The organism is Vibrio sp. YT-19(2023) (assembly GCF_033337395.1).
Map to the genome: position 1 here is coordinate 1 of NZ_JAWOQN010000568.1, position 668 is coordinate 668.

The 668-nt window shown below is 47.3% G+C and carries 1 protein-coding gene; it reads left to right on the forward strand.

Annotation, left to right across the window (positions count from 1 at the left end; all coding sequences use genetic code 11):
* Positions 1 to 601 (forward strand): PPC domain-containing protein (locus R7E78_RS27185; protein ID WP_318058757.1); only part of this gene is annotated, 601 nt, incomplete at its 5' end.
* Positions 602 to 668: the final 67 nt, after the last annotated feature.

The window sequence follows — 668 nt, forward strand, 5'->3', positions numbered from 1 at the left end:
CCAAGTTGGCGTGTCGACGGATGGTGGTGTCGTTGAACCACCTTCAAGCGCTTGTGATGCTGTGTCGTTGAGTAATGGGACATCAAGCAATATCGAATCTGCTTCGACAGGGCAGTGGCACTGCTTCACTATTGATGTGCCAGCAAACGGTTCAGACTTAACCATCACGACCGCAGGTTCAAATGGGGATGCCGACCTCTACGTTAAGTTGGGCAGTGCGCCAAGTTTGTCAAACTACGATTGTCGCTCTATCAGCTCGAATAGTAACGAAGTGTGCAGTTTTGCTACGCCAAGTGAAGGGATGTGGCATATTGGGGTTTACGCGTATAGCGGTATCAGTAACGTGAGTGTAACTGCGAGTTATACAGAACAAGAAGCCCCACCACCTTCTGGCGGTGTGACAACACAATCCATCAACAATGGCAAAACGTGGACGGCGATTGTCACGGGCTCAGGATTGCTTGGTGGCGTGTGGAACAACAACCCTAGTGATTCATGTGGCAATGATAGCGAGTGTAGCAAATCGGGTATTGATAAAAAAACTGGTTCGGTAAGCTTCACGCTGAGTGATGGGCAAACTTTTGTCATTCTCAAACCATAGCGACAAAGCATATTTCCTAAGGCTCTGAAATTCTCAGAGCCTTATTTTTCTCTTACGAATTTTTGAT